Origin of the sequence: Bacillus sp. FSL W8-0223, from assembly GCF_038006805.1 — a bacterium.
Classification (GTDB): domain Bacteria; phylum Bacillota; class Bacilli; order Bacillales; family DSM-4216; genus Bacillus_O; species Bacillus_O smithii.
Genome location: NZ_JBBOVX010000002.1, coordinates 1 through 16029, shown reverse-complemented (window position 1 = coordinate 16029; position 16029 = coordinate 1). Strand labels below are relative to the sequence as shown.

Here is a 16029-nt window from a genome sequence, read left to right as displayed (position 1 = left end):
TGGAATGCGAGTATTTTATACTTTCTTGCAAACTTATGGAAAATCATCAGATCGAATCGATTGGGGGAATGGATTGTGATAATGATGAGGGATGAATGCAGTACACAAGAAACGTACACGTTAGAAGTTGAAGGAAATGCTATGGAACCAACTATCTTAGAAGGTGACATTTTGGAAGTAGATCCGCTCCAAGAGCCAAAATCAAATGGTAAAGATCTCGCTGTTTTAAAAGTACATGACAAATACCATGTTTGCCGGTTCACACGTTTTGGTCGTCAAATATTAATGCTCCATGATAATGCACCTATTGTAGTCGTAAGAAGGGAACACGTAGAGATTGTAGGAAAGGTTGTTGGCGGAACATTTATAAATAAAGAAAACCACAGTGCTGGGAACACTATGGCTTTCGGTTAATTAATTAGTAATCAGTGAAATCATTATAACATACGGGGTAGCTTTAAAGAAGACTACATTTTAGACAAGAGGTGAAACTCTTGTCTTGTTTTTTCGTCAATTTTTAACTCGATAAGCAATTTTTTTTAATATTTGATAGAATAATAGGCATAAGAAAAACCTCGCTAGTTTGGCGACCGGACGAGGTTCTTCTGGAAAGGGGTAAGTGTACCCTTTGGGAAAGGACAAGTTATGCCCTTTTTTATCAATTTGTTGCTTTTATAATATCACAGGCATACGTTCCTTTCCACTATGGAGAGGAGGAATTTTTTTGTGAAGATTGATGGAAACTCCGCCAAAAATATAGACAAAGCCGTGTATCATGCGTGGTTTCACCATCATGATTCCGACGGTTGGATTACTGTAGCAAAGAAAACAGAGAATGGGACATTCAGACAATTTCACTTCAAACCGCAAGAATTAGCTGCAGAACTTTCGAAATGGCTCGGAGAGGACGTTTATTTCAGTCAGAATACATTTTATAAGCCTCAGCGAAAAATCGAAAATATACGCCAATTAAAGTCTTTATACGTTGATTTGGATTTTTATCTTTTCAATTATGATCCGTCGTGGGTGTTGGGAAAATTAGAACACGAATATTTTGGAGAATTGATTCCCGAACCTAATATTCTTATATTTAGTGGACAAGGATTAGTATTGATATGGTTACTCGATCCGGTTCCGTATAAGGCTCTTCCGCTATGGCAGGCGGTTCAAAATCATTTATTAGAGCAGCTAAAGGGATTGGGCGGGGATCCGAAGGCAACAGATGCAGCGCGTGTTTTTCGGATTGCTGGGAGCATTAATAGTAAAAATGGGGCGGAAGTAAGAGCGGAATATCGGCATGATTACAAATATGAGTTAAGGCAGATCCAATTTGATTACCTTCCGGAACTTAACGAAGCCGTCAATCCCGTTCCACAAAAGAAAAAACGAGGACGCAAAAAGAAAGTAGTTCAGTTATTCAATACATACAAGCTTCATTACGCACGGCTATTGGACTTAGTGAAACTGGTGGAGCTGCGGAATTACGAAGTAACTGGCTACCGAGAAATCATTTGCTTTTTATACCGTTATTGGTTGTGCTGCTATACGAACGATCCTGAAGAAGCCCTTTATCAAACGCATACGCTTAATTTGCAGTTTACGGTACCTTTACCCTTCCATGAGGTTGAAAGAGCCACCAGAAGCGCAGAAAAAGCGTGGGAAGCACGAAATAATGAAGAAGCTAATCGAATTGCCATCGAAAAAGGATATCCTGGTGCCGGATATAATCTAAGAAATTCTAAAATCATTGACTGGCTCGATATTACAAGGGAAGAGCAACGGCACCTTTCCACCATCATAGACGGCGTAGAGAAGCGGAGAAGAAAGCGTGAAAGGGATAGGGCTTACCAAGAGAAAAGAAGGCGTGAGCGTGGCGATATGACCCGCTCAGAGTACATTAAACAGCAGCATGATAAGACAGACGATAAACTTTTTAAGCTGCAACAATTATTAGAGAAGCATCCAAATGCCAAAAAGACTGAATTGGCCAAGATGCTCGGGGTTTCCCGTGTGCATTTATATCGTTTGTTGAAGCAATTATAAAAGTGTAACATGGTTCGTCGCCCTTATATTATGGGCGTAGCCTGCTCCCCTGATTATTTATACAGATGTATTAATTTTCAATTTTGCCTTATGTGGCAAAAAAGCATGGTTACTCATTTTCCAATACTGGAATAAGAGCGACCATGCTTTTTTATTATGATTGTTTTTGTTTTTTTCTGATACGGTAAGCTTCTTGTTTGCAGGCATTAGAGCAGTATTTCTGTCTTTTGACTTTTTTGAATGGGAGTTTGCAATTAGGATTTGCACAGATATAAACAGGTTCATTTTTAGAAATAAGATCCCATAGGTCGTAATAAATGGCATTGATTAAATAATTAGTTGTTTTGCTTTCTTGGACGATAAACCCTAGTGGGGGTTTGTTTGTTTCGATGATATCAGTAGCAATATTGTTTATGCTACGGTGAGTTTGTTCATTTACGTTTCTAATCAAAACGGTTCTTGCGATTCCGAGAAAATCGCCTTTTTCTACAGGTTCTGAATGAATTAAACATCCAGTAGGGCTGCCGTCTGACCATTCAATGATGTAAGTGTAATTTCTTTCTTCTCGAAACTGTTTTATTTGTCTCAGCATATTTCCAGTAGGGAAGTTGAGATTATAGGTGGTTTTAATGAAGTTATATAAATCTTCACGTTCTTTGGTTTCTTTTACTTTTCTTTGGTAACATTCAGGACAGTGATTTTTTCCTGCTCCTTCACCGGTGGGAGAATATTTAATCAGAACCTCTTTGGGGTATTTTTTGTTGCAATACCCATAGCATTTAAGTAATCTATTGCTCATGATCGAACCTCCGTTTCTCAATTTTTGTTATTATATCTGGGCCATTGGAAACGTAAATTCGAACACAAAAAAAGATGGATAATTACCTATCATTTTTTAAATAATTTATTAAATAAGTTTTTAAATAAATCTTTAATTGAAATAATTGTATCCTTAAAAATATCGTAGATAGCTCCCAAGAAAACACAGATAGCCATTATAACTAGAAGGGTATTAACTATATAATTTATGGTGAGATATATTGATACCATTTCTTATCCTCCGGTCACTTATTTGAATTTCATATTTTTTATATCTGGGGGATCTGAAACGTAAATTAAAGGGATAAATTTTTTGAAAAGGATAAAATATGGTAAAATTAAAATGGGTTTATTTTGTAATTGAAAAATTTATAGAGAAGGAGAATGTCGATGCTCTTTAAGGAAAGTAGTAAGGAAGGAAAAAAAGATGCGAATATCGCGTACTTCGTAACCTTTGTATTTTGGGGAATAATTCTTTTTATAAATTCTATTTTTGAAACTTTCTTTAATAGAGATTTCATTTCTAACTCATGGATTATTCTAATTTCAGGACTAATCATTTTCTTTATCACAGATTACTTAAATAGAATGAAGAGAGAATCAAAAAGAACATAAAAAATCTTAGGCTGTATACTTTAGCCTAAGATTTTTTTGATTATCTTACTGCAGAACAAGACCAGTTATGAGTTGCTCCTATTCTAACATCTTTAATGATTACACCTTTATTATATCTATTGCATGCGTTTAACACTGCTGCACCTAATGTAGGAATAGCAATAATCATTGCAGTAATCCAGGTAGGGCTTTTAGCAAAGTATTTAGCAATAGCCGTCATCAGACCCCAACCTGCTCCATGAACTCCTATCATCTTAATAATATCGTTAACCTGTTGGTTTGAAAGTTTATATGTTTTGACGGACCCAATAGTCGAAGCTATAGAGAATGTATTTTCTTTAACTTCTGTTCCACTCTGGGTAGAAGTGTTGTTCATAGAATTATAGTAATAATTAAGGGTAGCCAAAGTTAGCTCAACATCGAATTTACCATCGTTTTGTTTATATACTTGCTCATATAAATAATAAAACTCTTTTGCTTCTTTACTCAATTTATTGATGTCTTTTTGAGTATTCGCAGATAAGTTGTCCATATTGACTTTCCGATCTAGCGGTTCTGGTGCAAAGATTGCATTTATTTGAAAGAGGTATATGGATTGCTAATGGAATCTGTTCTTATGCAGCCATTCCAAATAATTGATGAATGAACTTCACTTGATTTTGGACAGACTTGTCCCGTAAAGCAAGTTGTCCTTTTTTAATGGTATGCATCGCTTCTATTCCCGAAAGAATAGATTTGGCGGTACGAAATGTTTTTAATCCTAACATCGAACGAACTCTCTTTTTAATAAAACGATGATCTTGTTCTACAATGTTATTCAGATATTTTATCTGCCTTATTTGGATGCCTACGGGCATCTTTTTCTCTTTCCTCAACTCTTCGATCGCCATAGGATAGGCTGGGTTCTTGTCTACTGTGATAACACGGGGCTTTGAAACATGAAAAGACCGCAAAGCTTTCTTGAAAAAGTGCTTTGCAGCCTTATGATCCCTTGTTTTGCTTAAATAAAAATCAATCGTATTTCCTTCTGAATCAACGGCACGATATAGGTACATCCATTGACCTTTGACTTTCACATACGTCTCATCGACTCTCCAAGAATCATTGGTTGGCGTAAGATGACGCCGTACTCGCTCATCTAATTCAGGACCATACTGATGAACCCAACGCATGATGGTTGTATGAGCAATGGATAAGCCGCGTTCTTCCATCATTTCGACTAAATCACGAAAACTGAGGTTGTACCGTAGGTACCATCTTACGGTTAATAAAATAATAATGTTTCCACTTGAATAGATTTTGCTTTTCCATACTGATCACGTCCTTTTTTGGAGTACTAGTATCAGTATGTCCAAGATTTAGAGATTATTTGCAAGTATCTTGCAGTTTTTGCACCAGAACCACTTTATTCACCTCATATTCGCTTCAAATTTGCCGTATTTCGGTTTTTTGACCGTTGCTAATATAAAAAACATTTGGAACGTATCAAAGACTCTTAAATCGGCAAAATGGGGCTTATTTTTAACTCCTTATTGTGGAATGGAGGGATAAAAAATGACTCCTGAAAAAATAAGAAAAGCCGTAGAGAATTATCACGATTTATTGATTAAGCAAGAAAAACTGCAGAAAAGATTGATTCGTTTAAGCGGCAGAGATCCAGAACAAGAAATAGCAGTTTTACAGCGATTACAAATCATAGAACAAATGATAGAATTCATTGATTACGCCATATATGAAGAAGATATTTTGACGATTAGGGAATCGGCTGCGGTAGATTACCGAAGGGACGGATTTACGTATGAAAAAATTGGAGAAATTTTTTCAGTTACCAGAGAAAGTATTAGAAAAACTTTAGAGTCTGCCTATAAAAAGATGGCTGAAGTCGCTAAAAATCAAAATATTGCGTAAGTAAAGGAAGTGCCTGCATGTATCACATGAGTGAGTCTGAATTTATGCAGTATGAAATGGCCGAAAGACGATTACATGATTTACGTAAGCAACATGCTATCGAATTGCAGCAGGCATACGATAACATCCATCCAACAAGAACGTGTTTTGATTATCAAACAGGGACGTTGTATTGGGAAAGTGTAAATCCAGAAAAATACGCCATCTATTTAATTGAATTGAGAGAGGAACACGAAAGAACGGAAAAGTGGTGGGAATTACGAGCTTCTGCTTACAGAGAAGCTTTGGAATTGCTTACTGAAGAAGAACGCAATTATATAAGTCCCTACGAATATGGCAATTATCAAAAGCGTCAAAACGTCCGTAAAAAATTGCGTCAGATTCTAACAGAAATTGTTTCAACTAGACCCGAGTTACAACGTCAATCTGTTTCATTAGATGAAATAGAAGACATGGAGGAAGCGGATCGACGCATTGAAAACATGAGTATGGAAGAATTGATGGAGGATTATTGGGATTTAGACGAACAGATCAATGAAGAACGCTTAAAAGAACGGTGTATTCGTCTTTATGAAACGTATGACATGACGTATTTAGAAATTGGGAGATTGTTAGGTATCAGAACGTCTAGAGTGAAGAAATATGTTGGCCATAAAAGGGCAGCGAATTCATGACCAATAGAATGCAAGAGCATAAGGAATTTTTGCCCCCACCGAGGGTGTGGGATCAGGCAGTGCCTGATAAAACGGTGGGGACAGAAAAAAGGCGATTCGCCCACAAAAAGTCCACTAAAGTCCCACGAATAGCACACAATTTTTTACGTTTGGCCCACGGATAGCCCACAATTTTTATGTGAAGGGATGTAGAAAATAATGGACCGTTATTCAAAGACAGGCCGCTTTCTTCCTGGCAATAAAGCAGCGGTTGGTAATCGAGGAAATCGCAATCCGAAATGGGGTAACAAGAACGCATTAAAGCACGGATTTTATGGAAAAGTATCACTTTGGAAAGTGCAGAATGATGGGAATCTCCGTATATCTCAAAGTGGCGGATTAGTGGTCATTATAAAGCCCGGTGGATTCATAAAAGATAAGGATGGATCCATTATGCTTCGTAATGACATTGTAGAAAAATTGAGGGAGATGGGATTTGTGCTTAGGTGAGTAGCGTTCTTTTCTATTGGGCCTGTCCAAAGTTGGATAACCCCGAATATGAATCGAAAAACACTCAAATAAGAAGGTGAGCTAAATGCAACAACCAATCAAACAAGAAGAGGTAGATGGATGCAAGTTCATATATAAAACGAGTAAAGAACATACTTTAAAACTTTGGATAAGCTTCTTGTCTAAAGTAAAAACCTCAAAATTAAAAGACTCAACCAAGTAGGATTCCGGATGAATCAGTTACTTAGATAATGACCTAGCGGTCTACGATTTCACCGTAAGGGTGTGACACCAAGTGTCACAGTCATTAAATCTCAATAAGGTTGCCACACACTTTATGTGTATCAGGTCAAAAGGGTGTAAGTTTAACCGACACCCTTGGTGGAATAATAAAAAACAACAAATAACAAAAAAGGAGGTAATCACATGCCGAAAACAGTGATTACTTTCGACGAACTCGAAGCGAACCTGTTTAAAGCCCGCATGGAAGAATTGTTTCGGCAAGCTTATGAGAAAGGTGTAGAGGATGGTATGAAACGCTATTCATATCCTCCGGTTTTAACGAACAAACACTTGGCCGAAATTCTTCAGATAGCTATGCCGACTGTTATCAAAGTCACTTCGAATCCTACTTTTCCAAGGCTGGCAAACATTAAAGCTCGGTATCCGCGTGACGCTGTGTTCGATTGGATTAAAAACAATACTGAATACCGAGGAAGGAAGACGATCAAATGAAACAACTATCAGAAGAAACGCAACGTAAAATTGTTGAGTTCTTCATGAAAACATCAGTACCACGTATTCTTGCTCTTGAAAAAGAAGAAAGCCTCGTTAAAGAAAATGAAAAGGAGGATTTCTTAAATTGTGGCCATTAAAAAATATGACTGGAAAAAGGCTGAGCAGTTTTTCATGGATTCGGGATATGAGAGTCGACTTTCTTTAAAAGATATTAGTGAACGGTTTAATATCCCTTATCAGACCGTTAGAAGATATGCAGCGGCTCATAAATGGCATAGCAAACGTTATAGAGCGTGGTTTAAAGAAAAGCACGGAATGGATTTTGAGAAATATTTAAAGGCTTCATATGAGGATGTAATGAATAGAGATTAAATGCTACAAAGCATGGTAAATCATGGTCAAATTTTTATGCTACAAAGTACTAAAAAATACTACATTTGTTGCTTATATAAATGCTACAAAACCTGATAAAACCTCACTTTTTTGTATATATAGAGCGCTCCTTTTGAAAGGTAACGTTACTATTGAAACGTTCCTTTTATTCGAAATGTTCCGAATGGAGTACTCCGTATTTTTTAGTACTCCGAATGTTGTACAACAATTGCGCACACTTTGTGTGCAACCTTTGTATGCAACCGTTGCACCCTTTTGGTTACATATATTGCAACGTTTCAACCTAGTAAAATCCGAGTATTTATTGCGACACAACTCAAGAAAACTCAAGGATTTCACCTTGTTATACATGCTAACAAATGCTAACTTTTTTCCGAAACGAACACGGTGAAGAAATGCAACGTTACTAAAGAAATAGTACATTTTTTTGCTACACTTTTTTACCCGTATGAAAAGCCCACGCATGATAAGGGGGAAATGAAATGGGACGAGGTTGGGAACACGATTGGTTCCTTGCTGAAATAACCTATGTTACATCTTTTGTTCAAACAGTGAGCTCACGAGAAAAAACATCATTCATAAAGGCATTTACAAAATTAGATAATGAACTTATGGCTTCAGGAGAGTTAGAAATGTCGGCCCGACAATACATTAACACCATTAAGCCTGTCACACTAAAGACGATCAGTGAAATGTATGGAATTCCTTATCAAAGCGTACGGAGATATGCTGCAAAACATAACTGGAGAAAGAAAAGGCTAGAATTCCGTTCTGAAATTCAACGAAAAATTGTTGAAAAAACTGCTGAAAGAGTAAGAGAACTTTTAAAGCAAAAGGACTATTAATAGCAAAGTGATTCTTGGATCTATATCCGTCAAATTGACGGGTATGAATATGGAATCGTTACATGTTGTTTTTCTTTTTCTTTTTCTTTTTCTTTTTCTTTTTGCCCACGTATCGTTGACGTATCGTAGAAAATTGTATTTTAATTAACCGCTCATTCACGGTACTTTCTTTTAGATATAGTCGGGATTGGTTCAGTGTCTTTGTAGTTAGGACAAACCATTTCCACTCTTGAATTTGAAGCATCTACAAATAAGTCCTTCGAACGGATCCCCCTGACGTGTACATTCAAATATGCACGTCGATTCCTGCGTGTTATCGGCCATTCTATTTTTTTGAATTTTTTTATCCAAAAGTATTCGAATATCCGTTTTTGCCTTGTAAAATGTTTAAAACTTCGGGAAGGAGGATTGCAAAAATTGTGTAACGAACAATTAGAGCTAGAAGTACGATACACCGTTCAGTTTACAGAAGCGGAGATAAATCGTATCAGGGCATTGATACCAACAAAGGATATAAGTTACTTGGATTTACGTATCTTATACAAGATGGAACGTGCTCTTCGTACTCTTGGAGAAGTATACTAGGAAGAATCAAATAAAATAAGCCTTTGCGTTATGCAAGGGCTTATTTACATACTCCAGAAGTCGTCATAATCAACGTTTTTACCGGTAAGCTCGCGAATGGCCTTTATGACCTTTTGTGCGTTTTTCATGGATGGCTGAAAAGCGTCACCGCTGCAAAGACGACTTATTGTTGCTTTATTTACCTTACTTTTTTTTACAAGCTCCTGCTGCGAAATACCATGCCTATCTAAAAACTTTCCCAATTTACTCCTGGGTTTTCCTAATCCGAACACCTTCGTTTCCTCCCTAAGTTATTCTTAGGCACCAGTCTGTCCAAAAGTTACTTTTTCTAAACTTTACGAAAATGAGAAAAATGGACAAGCCGTTCATCATAGGATTTATCAAAGCTTTTTTCTGATTGAAACCAAAGAACCTAACAAAACCTGACATTTGTTTTTGTTTTGATACTTAACAATGTACCTTTATCAAAGCAATGACGGTCTATGTTCAACTTAGGCCGAAGACAACAAATCTGTTTAAAGGGAGATGAACCGAAAAATCGATGACCGGAATAAAATTCCGCTCAAAAAAAGGGGGGGTGATTAACATGAAAAAACGAACAGAAATCATTAATTTTAAGGATTTTATGAAAAACAAAAAGGGGGTGAATAATCCGTACTCCCTTAAACAACAAGCATTGGCGGCTTATTCGTTGCACCCGCTCTCTGTTATCGATGTGAATTTTATTTTAATCGCTACAGGTATTGTTCTCGTTGCTATCTTTGAAAAGATGCTAGCAGAAAAGGGGCTTCTAAATATTGCATCCTCCATATCCAGTATTCTTCGCATAGCCTTTCCAGTGACTGCAGCCGGTTCGATTATTTACCTTCTTTCCCATGCGCCCTATTTGTTATAGCATGCTCAACGCTCAATTTTGAGCGCATTATTAAGAATACCGTCTACTACTACTTTTTCTGAAGTATTCTCTGGTTATTGGTGGGGACAAATTGTCACTATGTGTCGTGCCAACTTGTCACTATGGTCGTGCCAATAACGAAAACAGATTACTGCTGCTGCGAGGTGATCCCATGCTTAAAGATTGGCTAGCAAAACAAAAAGCAAAATCCGCCCTGTTGCAAGTATTTCGGAATGCTGATTTATGGATTTCATATTCTTATGGGTCCAGTTCTGGACGCATTTATCCCAAGATTCATTCTATTAAGTTTGATTCCAACAACAAATGCCTTAGTTATGTCTTTACTTTGCCTATAGGGATGGATCCAAAGGAAATCAAAAAGAAACTGTACTGTTTTCAACAAGTATTTGGGAAGAACATTGAATTAAAAGGGGAAATAAAGAAATTTCATCTAATAGTTTACGGAAGCGTTCTTCCTACCGTTATCCGTTACGATTATGAAAAGTACGTTCCCCAATTCAGGGGAATGTCACTGCCAATCGTAGCTGGCATGGACCTAAATGGAAGTACTGTTGTATTTGATCTGGTTAAAAATCCGCATATATTAATCGCTGGCGAAACGGGATCCGGAAAATCAACACAGTTGCGAAGTATATTAACAACGCTTATTCAAGCGTTACCGGCAGAACGGCTACAACTGTTCCTTTGTGACTTAAAACGTTCAGAATTCCATATTTTTCGGCAGGTGGAACACGTTCGAGGACTGTTCTACACCGCTCGAGTGATGTGGCCAATGCTTCAATATCTGCAAAAGGAAATGCAAAGAAGAGGCGACGCTCTAGATTCAAACGAGGTCGCTCATATCGATGATTTAGCCGATCCACCGCCTTATATCGTCCTTTGTATCGACGAAGTAGCCTTGCTGCAAAAAGAGAAAAAACTGATGGAACTTGTAGAGGAAATTAGTGCTATTGGCCGGGCTTTAGGCGTGTTTTTGATTTTATCCATGCAACGGCCGGACCGTAATGTCTTGGATGGGAAGCTAAAAAACAATTTAACCGTTCGGATGGGGTTCAAATGTGCTGATTTAATCAATTCACGCATTATAGGCACACCAGGAAGCGAAAAATTGGAGAAAGAAGGAAGAATGTTACTAAAAATGCCAACTTATTCCGATCTGAAAGAAATTCAGGCCCCGTATTTGGCGATTTCAGAGGCGAAAAAAATTCTTGAAGGGTTTTACTCTCCGAAAAGGAAAAATGCCTATAAACACGGTTTAAATGATTCTGGAGACGTTATCGATTTAAAAGAGAATAAGAATGGGATTTTTGAGGTGTTGGACGAATGAGAAAAAGAGATCTAGCAATCTTAAGAGATTTGGAACGTTTTCGGTGTTTGACCCGTGATGATATTATTGATCTCCATTTTTCACGTTTGAAACAGCCGGTTACTTGCTGCAATACCGTTCTGAAAAGGTTGCGAAGGGATGGATATATCGAAGTAAATACGAATCATCAACCTTATTTGTACTTTCCTTCTCCTGCATCGATTAAAAAGGATTCAACTAAAATACCTCATTTTTTGAAAATCGTTGAGTTTTATAAGTCACTCCTGAAATTTGAGGAGCCAAAAACATTTATTGTCGAACCGAAATACGGAAAAGGATATATGGAACCAGATGCCTTTATGATCTGGAAACGGGCACCGTTCTTCGTGGAGATTCAGCGTTCTATTTATTCGGCACGGGTAATGGATGAAAAAGTGAAGCGTTATGAGGAATATTTCTTTTCTAATGAATGGCAGCAAGAAGCCTGGCAACCGCAAAACAAAAAGGTGTTCCCGGCCGTGATCATAATAACCGATACCCGATATAACATTGAAAGTTCATATATACGGTTCTTTCAGGTTGCAAACATTTCAGAACTGGTAAGCATGTTTGAATCAAAAAATCAGAATATAAAAATATCCGGATCTTCTTTGAAACTGAAATCCGGATAACTGTACACCCTTTTCGCAAAAAATGCGTATAGAAACTATATAGAATGATATGTAGAGTTTATGTAGAAACCATACAAAAACCATATAGAAACTATATAGAAAATGTGTAGAGTTCATATAGAAACTATATAGAAACTATATAGAAAATGTGTAGAGTTCATATAGAAACTATATAGAAACTATATAGAAAGCTCACTTTTTTTGACCCCATCGTTTTATCAGGCACTGCCTGATCCCGCGCCCTCGGTGGGGGCAAAAACTCCTTATGCTCTTGCATTTCATCCGAGCTATTTACCAAACAAACGGGACCAAAACCCCTTCTTTTTTTCTCTTTCCTCTTCCTCCTTTTTTGCCGCGGCAATCAATTTCCGCGTTTCCATTGATTCTTTAAGGGATTTCATAAGTAATTCATCTCTTTTATTCAGACGCTCGTCTATATATTTTTGTTGATCCTCGAGTCGTTGTATTAATTCCCGGTTAGCTCTTAATAACTCCTGATTGAATTGTTCTTGTTTTTTGGCTCTCTCCAGTAGTTCCTCAAGAATTTCATTAGAACGCTTAAAATCACGCTTTTCAATTTCATTTTCAGGGAGAACGCTAGGCGTTCTTGTTTCGGACGCTTCTGTTTTATACTTTGATGCAATAACTTTTGCGGCGTTCTCTAATGAAAAATTCTCTCCTTGAACTAACTTTTGAAAGTATTTAAGAGCAACTATATCCTGTTCCACAAACAAGCGCCTTTGAGTATCCGTTCTTGTAAAATGATATCCGTTCTCTTCTAATGCAAGACACCACTTCCTTAGAGTGCTGGTTCCAATATCTAATGTCAAGCTTACTTCCTTTGGTGTATAAGCTTTTTCGAATTCTTCGTTCATTGTTCCGGCCGCCTTTCAAAATCGTTCTATAAAACGTTCTTTTTATAGATTAGATGTCTACCTTCATTTTCCTTCAATTTCACAACAACAACAACAACAATTTTCACGATAAAAATAAAACATAAATATTAATAAATCAATAATTTAAGGTTTATTTTATTAAAAGTATTTACAATTACTTTTAATATATGGTATGTTCTTCTCAAGAAGGAATTGGAAAAAATGGGGATGGATATAATGGTTAAGACTGAAATAAAAAGGGTTGTCGGTTATGCTCGTATTAGTTCGGATTCTCAAATAGAAAACACTTCTATACCGGAACAAAAGGAACGGATTGAGGCTTATGCAAAAAGTCAGGGATGGAAGTTGGATCGCATTTTTGTAGATGAAGGTTTTACAGGTTCAAATGATGACCGTGACGGATATAAAGAAATGATGGAGTACATTAAGGGTCCTGATAACGAAGTGTCAGCAATAGTTGTAGTGAAAGCAGACCGTATCCATAGAAGATTAAAAAATCTGCTTATCTTGATTGAGGATGTACTGGAACCGAACGGAATTGCTTTCATATCCGTTTCAGAACATTTCGACACGTCTACACCCCAAGGAATGCTCTTCCTTCAAATGATCGGGAGCTTTGCAGAGTTCGAGCGTTCTGTTATTAATGAGCGTACTAAGGGCGGTCGCTTGGCCACAGCGAAGAAAAATAAATATGCCGGAGGTCAGGTCCCTTATGGTTACGAGGTAATAAATGGAGAAATTCAAGTCATTGATAATCAGGCTTTTGTTGTTAAAAGGATTTTTCAAGAATTCATTGACGGTAAGAGTTACTACAAAATAGCAAAGTTGCTTAATAAAGAGGGTGTCCCGACAAAAACGGGTAAGAATTGGTCTCCACAAACGGTTAAGAATGTAGTACATACAGAGACTTATACAGGATTCAATACTTATGACGGGGAAAAAGAGCAAAATGGGATAAAACAAAAAGGGGTATTTCCTCGAATTATAAGCCGCCAAATGTGGCATAAGGCGCAATCTCGCTTAAATGAAAGGGATAATGAAAATGAGTAATTTATATAAAAATTCCATAGGGAGGTCTTCGAAAATGTCTGTTATTGATCGATTAGAAATCATAGACGGTTATTTTGATGGTGATCGGTTTATTATGAGAAGTATTGCTGGATATTCAGTTGATGGAGCGTATAAAGCTAATGGATTACGTTCAATGGCTCGATTGATTGAGGGAGATGATCCGATTAACTTAATCATCGACAAAGAAAGAACTATTTTTATTCCGGTTGAGAAAAACGAACAATTAAAACAAGAATTATTCATGATTGCAGATGAGTTGGAACATGAAGAAATTTAGGATTGGCAACACCACTGTTGTGATTCACTCCAAATTGGCACTCATGAGTGAAGAAGAACGGAAGGAATGGTTCCGGAAAGAATGGGAAAAAGGCAACCCTGTTCTAAAACAAATCGCTCATGCGGTGATCGATTGCTACCGTTAATGAATCAGTTGCAACAAGATCAATTAGACGACAATGAGAGGGGGTCGGTATTGGTGGGCACCCTTGACGTAAGTTCAACTGACAGTAGCCGAAGCTGTTTAGATAACGTAAAAAGCCACCCTACTAAGAGGATGGCTTTTCTTTTTTAGGACCGCTCTGTGGCAATCAATTACAATTTTTGGGCTGCACTTAGCTTTTGCCAAAGAGCAATGTTAGTTTATTATACTCAATTTCATGTTTTTGCTTTATACTGGGGACAGAATTCTAAAAAGGTTGTAATATTTATGCAAATAACGATAAATCCATACGCTACAGATACACAGTTAGTGGGGATTATCCCTGAATGTATTATCACTTATTATTCTATTCAATGTGCTAGTCTTGAAGTGTATATGCCACCTGGTGTTTTAAAGCATTTAAAAAGGCGCGGTCATTGGAACGATTTTTTAACCTATCATCAAGATATTCCCGATATGATTGCAAATCCTGATTACGCTGGCCAAAATCCCAAAGAGCCTAATACGGTAGAAATATATAAAGTGGTTAACGATCACGTTCTTTTACCAATCAAATTAAATACGGCGAACGGCTTATTTTTGAGTTCATTTTATATATTGGATAACGGAGCAGACAAGATTCAAAAGCGGTTACGTGTTGGTCGTATTCATCCGTTTTCGTTCTTTACCTAATTATGTTTGATCCTTTCCGTGCGATTAGTTTACAAAAATGCGATTTTTGGTTATCATATAAGCAAGACAAGCGATACATTTTAAATCAGCAATTGAATATATTAACAAACATAAAGGTTATTTGAGGTGGGAAAGGTTCCCCACGCGCTACCCATTGGGTAGTTACCAGAGATCAGGATTGCCGCCCTGCGAATAACCTTTATGATCGACGGCCCTCTTCATCGTGAAGAGGGTTTTATGTTGGAGAAAAGCCGCTTTCAGTTCGTGCTGGAGCGGCTTTCTTTTTTCTCTAATTTGATTGTATAACCTAATAGGTCCGCTATCTTCAGAAAGTCCCTAACCCTTAAATAATCATTATCTAAAGCCGATTGAAAAGTCGATTTTGGGATTCCCAAGGCTTCTGCCACTTGTTTAAAGGTTTTATAATCAGTACCTTCCATCATTAAGCGTAAACAGTTTTTTAAGCTTATTTCATCTAAACTAATGTTCTTCATAGTATCATTCTCCCCTTATTCGACTCATATATTCGTTTTCAAAAACAATATTACGGTTTAATAACTGAATTTTAAATAAAAATGTAAAATATGGTTGAAAAAACGGATATACCGTTTTAAAATGATGATAGATTAAGGAATAAGGAGGTTAAAAGGTTATTAAATCAGCAATTTAACCAAGATCATGAAAGGGGAAAATTAAAAGTGAATATCGCGATATTAAGGAATTTTGATGGAACAATACTTGAAATCGATTCTGTCTTGTACAAAAACATTGAACATACTATTTATAGAATCATTAAGGGAGAACCCGAAAAGTTGCAGGAAGTTTATAACGTGTTTTACGGAAATACGGGGATCAGAAGAACATTTCTGGAATACAAAGACGCAGAATATGCCGTTAAGACTGAAGACGAAACAGATCCAGAGCAACTTTATATCAAAGGGATCGTGGA

The 16029-nt window shown here is 37.0% G+C and carries 23 protein-coding genes and 1 pseudogene; 18 read left to right on the top strand and 6 right to left on the bottom strand.

Annotated elements, in window-relative coordinates; genetic code table 11:
- Positions 1-414: S24 family peptidase (locus NST81_RS17410; protein WP_341030544.1), on the top strand; the 414-nt coding region annotated here is incomplete at its 5' end.
- 312 nt (positions 415-726) lie between these two features.
- Complete coding sequence (locus NST81_RS17405) at positions 727-2043, top strand: replication protein (protein WP_341030542.1); 1317 nt, start codon at positions 727-729, stop codon at positions 2041-2043.
- Positions 2044-2197: 154 nt separating this feature from the next.
- Here NST81_RS17405 and NST81_RS17400 read toward each other — a convergent pair whose 3' ends face one another.
- The 3 genes and pseudogenes from NST81_RS17400 to NST81_RS17390 form a co-directional block, all read right to left on the bottom strand.
- Positions 2198-2842, bottom strand: coding sequence for a hypothetical protein (locus tag NST81_RS17400; RefSeq protein ID WP_341030541.1), 645 nt, complete (start codon positions 2840-2842; stop codon positions 2198-2200).
- Between the two features lie 675 nt (positions 2843-3517).
- Complete coding sequence (locus NST81_RS17395) at positions 3518-4009, bottom strand: hypothetical protein (RefSeq protein WP_341030539.1); 492 nt, start codon at positions 4007-4009, stop codon at positions 3518-3520.
- A gap of 82 nt (positions 4010-4091) precedes the next feature.
- Positions 4092-4788 (bottom strand): annotated as a pseudogene (locus NST81_RS17390) (IS6 family transposase).
- 243 nt (positions 4789-5031) lie between these two features.
- On the opposite strand from NST81_RS17390, the gene NST81_RS17385 reads away from it, so the two are divergent.
- The 8 genes from NST81_RS17385 to NST81_RS17350 all read left to right on the top strand — a co-directional run bounded on the left by NST81_RS17385 (position 5032) and on the right by NST81_RS17350 (position 9109).
- Positions 5032-5385, top strand: coding sequence for a hypothetical protein (locus tag NST81_RS17385; RefSeq protein WP_341030538.1), 354 nt, complete (start codon positions 5032-5034; stop codon positions 5383-5385).
- A 17-nt stretch (positions 5386-5402) separates the two neighbouring features.
- Positions 5403-6059, top strand: coding sequence for a hypothetical protein (locus NST81_RS17380; protein WP_270583826.1), 657 nt, complete (start codon positions 5403-5405; stop codon positions 6057-6059).
- A 198-nt stretch (positions 6060-6257) separates the two neighbouring features.
- On the top strand, positions 6258-6548 hold the full coding sequence (locus tag NST81_RS17375; RefSeq protein WP_341030537.1) for a hypothetical protein: 291 nt from the start codon (positions 6258-6260) through the stop codon (positions 6546-6548).
- A 426-nt stretch (positions 6549-6974) separates the two neighbouring features.
- The gene (locus tag NST81_RS17370; RefSeq protein WP_341030536.1) at positions 6975-7283 is read left to right on the top strand and encodes a hypothetical protein; all 309 of its coding nucleotides are present in this window, start codon (positions 6975-6977) and stop codon (positions 7281-7283) included.
- Entirely contained in the window at positions 7280-7423 is a 144-nt protein-coding gene (locus NST81_RS17365) for a hypothetical protein (RefSeq protein ID WP_270583828.1), read from the top strand. The genes NST81_RS17370 and NST81_RS17365 overlap by 4 nt, the downstream gene beginning before the upstream one ends.
- Positions 7413-7658: a phage terminase small subunit-related protein gene (locus NST81_RS17360; protein WP_270583829.1), complete on the top strand. Its 246-nt coding sequence runs from the start codon at positions 7413-7415 to the stop codon at positions 7656-7658. The genes NST81_RS17365 and NST81_RS17360 overlap by 11 nt, the downstream gene beginning before the upstream one ends.
- Positions 7659-8161: 503 nt before the next feature.
- Positions 8162-8524: a hypothetical protein gene (locus NST81_RS17355; RefSeq protein ID WP_270583830.1), complete on the top strand. Its 363-nt coding sequence runs from the start codon at positions 8162-8164 to the stop codon at positions 8522-8524.
- Between the two features lie 417 nt (positions 8525-8941).
- The gene (locus tag NST81_RS17350; RefSeq protein ID WP_341030535.1) at positions 8942-9109 is read left to right on the top strand and encodes a hypothetical protein; all 168 of its coding nucleotides are present in this window, start codon (positions 8942-8944) and stop codon (positions 9107-9109) included.
- 44 nt (positions 9110-9153) lie between these two features.
- On the opposite strand, the gene NST81_RS17345 is transcribed toward NST81_RS17350, so the two are convergent.
- On the bottom strand, positions 9154-9381 hold the full coding sequence (locus tag NST81_RS17345; protein ID WP_327804145.1) for a helix-turn-helix domain-containing protein: 228 nt from the start codon (positions 9379-9381) through the stop codon (positions 9154-9156).
- A 314-nt stretch (positions 9382-9695) separates the two neighbouring features.
- On the opposite strand from NST81_RS17345, the gene NST81_RS17340 reads away from it, so the two are divergent.
- The 3 genes from NST81_RS17340 (at position 9696) to NST81_RS17330 (ending at position 12002) form a co-directional block, all read left to right on the top strand.
- On the top strand, positions 9696-10004 hold the full coding sequence (locus tag NST81_RS17340; RefSeq protein WP_341030533.1) for a hypothetical protein: 309 nt from the start codon (positions 9696-9698) through the stop codon (positions 10002-10004).
- A gap of 172 nt (positions 10005-10176) precedes the next feature.
- Positions 10177-11352 carry an FtsK/SpoIIIE domain-containing protein gene (locus tag NST81_RS17335; protein ID WP_341030532.1) on the top strand — a complete coding sequence of 392 codons (1176 nt, stop codon included), beginning with the start codon at positions 10177-10179 and terminating at the stop codon, positions 11350-11352.
- On the top strand, positions 11349-12002 hold the full coding sequence (locus NST81_RS17330; protein WP_341030531.1) for a replication-relaxation family protein: 654 nt from the start codon (positions 11349-11351) through the stop codon (positions 12000-12002). Before NST81_RS17335 ends, NST81_RS17330 begins: the two co-directional genes overlap by 4 nt.
- A gap of 287 nt (positions 12003-12289) precedes the next feature.
- Here NST81_RS17330 and NST81_RS17325 read toward each other — a convergent pair whose 3' ends face one another.
- Positions 12290-12877 (bottom strand): MerR family transcriptional regulator, encoded by a 588-nt coding sequence (locus NST81_RS17325; RefSeq protein ID WP_341030530.1) that lies wholly within the window; start codon positions 12875-12877, stop codon positions 12290-12292.
- A gap of 222 nt (positions 12878-13099) precedes the next feature.
- On the opposite strand from NST81_RS17325, the gene NST81_RS17320 reads away from it, so the two are divergent.
- The 4 genes from NST81_RS17320 (at position 13100) to NST81_RS17305 (ending at position 15080) form a co-directional block, all read left to right on the top strand.
- The gene (locus tag NST81_RS17320) at positions 13100-13948 is read left to right on the top strand and encodes a recombinase family protein (protein ID WP_341030529.1); all 849 of its coding nucleotides are present in this window, start codon (positions 13100-13102) and stop codon (positions 13946-13948) included.
- A gap of 34 nt (positions 13949-13982) precedes the next feature.
- Entirely contained in the window at positions 13983-14246 is a 264-nt protein-coding gene (locus NST81_RS17315; protein ID WP_341030528.1) for a hypothetical protein, read from the top strand.
- Complete coding sequence (locus tag NST81_RS17310; protein ID WP_341030526.1) at positions 14233-14391, top strand: hypothetical protein; 159 nt, start codon at positions 14233-14235, stop codon at positions 14389-14391. The genes NST81_RS17315 and NST81_RS17310 overlap by 14 nt, the downstream gene beginning before the upstream one ends.
- Before the next feature lie 284 nt (positions 14392-14675).
- The gene (locus NST81_RS17305; protein ID WP_341030524.1) at positions 14676-15080 is read left to right on the top strand and encodes a PBECR3 domain-containing polyvalent protein; all 405 of its coding nucleotides are present in this window, start codon (positions 14676-14678) and stop codon (positions 15078-15080) included.
- Positions 15081-15337: 257 nt separating this feature from the next.
- Here NST81_RS17305 and NST81_RS17300 read toward each other — a convergent pair whose 3' ends face one another.
- Positions 15338-15574 (bottom strand): hypothetical protein, encoded by a 237-nt coding sequence (locus tag NST81_RS17300; protein ID WP_327804132.1) that lies wholly within the window; start codon positions 15572-15574, stop codon positions 15338-15340.
- A 204-nt stretch (positions 15575-15778) separates the two neighbouring features.
- On the opposite strand from NST81_RS17300, the gene NST81_RS17295 reads away from it, so the two are divergent.
- Positions 15779-16029 (top strand): hypothetical protein (locus NST81_RS17295; protein WP_341030523.1); only part of this gene is annotated, 251 nt, incomplete at its 3' end.

What these genes read in the sequence shown, in the direction of transcription:
- NST81_RS17365 (WP_270583828.1), top strand. Translation starts at nt 7,280, where the DNA reads ATGAAACAACTATCAGAAGAAACGCAACGTAAAATTGTTGAGTTCTTC.
- NST81_RS17370 (WP_341030536.1), top strand. Translation starts at nt 6,975, where the DNA reads ATGCCGAAAACAGTGATTACTTTCGACGAACTCGAAGCGAACCTGTTT.
- NST81_RS17395 (WP_341030539.1), bottom strand. Translation starts at nt 4,009, where the DNA reads ATGGACAACTTATCTGCGAATACTCAAAAAGACATCAATAAATTGAGT.
- NST81_RS17400 (WP_341030541.1), bottom strand. Translation starts at nt 2,842, where the DNA reads ATGAGCAATAGATTACTTAAATGCTATGGGTATTGCAACAAAAAATAC.
- NST81_RS17305 (WP_341030524.1), top strand. Translation starts at nt 14,676, where the DNA reads ATGCAAATAACGATAAATCCATACGCTACAGATACACAGTTAGTGGGG.
- NST81_RS17320 (WP_341030529.1), top strand. Translation starts at nt 13,100, where the DNA reads ATGGGGATGGATATAATGGTTAAGACTGAAATAAAAAGGGTTGTCGGT.
- NST81_RS17330 (WP_341030531.1), top strand. Translation starts at nt 11,349, where the DNA reads ATGAGAAAAAGAGATCTAGCAATCTTAAGAGATTTGGAACGTTTTCGG.
- NST81_RS17300 (WP_327804132.1), bottom strand. Translation starts at nt 15,574, where the DNA reads ATGAAGAACATTAGTTTAGATGAAATAAGCTTAAAAAACTGTTTACGC.
- NST81_RS17325 (WP_341030530.1), bottom strand. Translation starts at nt 12,877, where the DNA reads ATGAACGAAGAATTCGAAAAAGCTTATACACCAAAGGAAGTAAGCTTG.
- NST81_RS17340 (WP_341030533.1), top strand. Translation starts at nt 9,696, where the DNA reads ATGAAAAAACGAACAGAAATCATTAATTTTAAGGATTTTATGAAAAAC.
- NST81_RS17335 (WP_341030532.1), top strand. Translation starts at nt 10,177, where the DNA reads ATGCTTAAAGATTGGCTAGCAAAACAAAAAGCAAAATCCGCCCTGTTG.
- NST81_RS17355 (WP_270583830.1), top strand. Translation starts at nt 8,162, where the DNA reads ATGGGACGAGGTTGGGAACACGATTGGTTCCTTGCTGAAATAACCTAT.
- NST81_RS17310 (WP_341030526.1), top strand. Translation starts at nt 14,233, where the DNA reads ATGAAGAAATTTAGGATTGGCAACACCACTGTTGTGATTCACTCCAAA.
- NST81_RS17385 (WP_341030538.1), top strand. Translation starts at nt 5,032, where the DNA reads ATGACTCCTGAAAAAATAAGAAAAGCCGTAGAGAATTATCACGATTTA.
- NST81_RS17380 (WP_270583826.1), top strand. Translation starts at nt 5,403, where the DNA reads ATGTATCACATGAGTGAGTCTGAATTTATGCAGTATGAAATGGCCGAA.
- NST81_RS17375 (WP_341030537.1), top strand. Translation starts at nt 6,258, where the DNA reads ATGGACCGTTATTCAAAGACAGGCCGCTTTCTTCCTGGCAATAAAGCA.
- NST81_RS17315 (WP_341030528.1), top strand. Translation starts at nt 13,983, where the DNA reads ATGTCTGTTATTGATCGATTAGAAATCATAGACGGTTATTTTGATGGT.